This window comes from uncultured Shewanella sp., from assembly GCF_947495455.1.
In the GTDB taxonomy this organism is placed as follows: domain Bacteria; phylum Pseudomonadota; class Gammaproteobacteria; order Enterobacterales; family Shewanellaceae; genus Shewanella.
The window spans coordinates 1-281 of the sequence record NZ_CANLZC010000297.1; the positions used below are offsets into that span (position 1 = coordinate 1).

The following is a 281-nucleotide window of genomic DNA, read 5'->3' on the forward strand; positions in this document are numbered from 1 at the left end:
TTGACCATCTGAAACTGCTTATAGTTTTGCTGGGTAGCTGAGTCGGTATGCCCTAGCTTTTGTTTGAAAAATAAATCGTCGGCCATAGGCAGGCGGCCTGCCTTCTTTTCTGAGGCTGAATATTCGGCGTAAGTGATACGCGCATAGATGGCGCGGCCATCTTTTAGCACCCACTCTTTACCGTCCATTCTGTTTTTTACAAACTCGTTCAATTGTTGCTGAATGCTTGAGTTTATGCCTTTGTGGCGCTTATCGTAGTTGATTTCATCTTTGTACTTTCC

At 44.5% G+C, this 281-nt stretch carries 1 protein-coding gene; it reads right to left on the minus strand.

Features of this window, described 5'->3' with window-relative positions; translation table 11 throughout:
* Nucleotides 1-281 (minus strand): hypothetical protein (locus Q0791_RS25160; protein WP_299011978.1); only part of this gene is annotated, 281 nt, incomplete at both ends.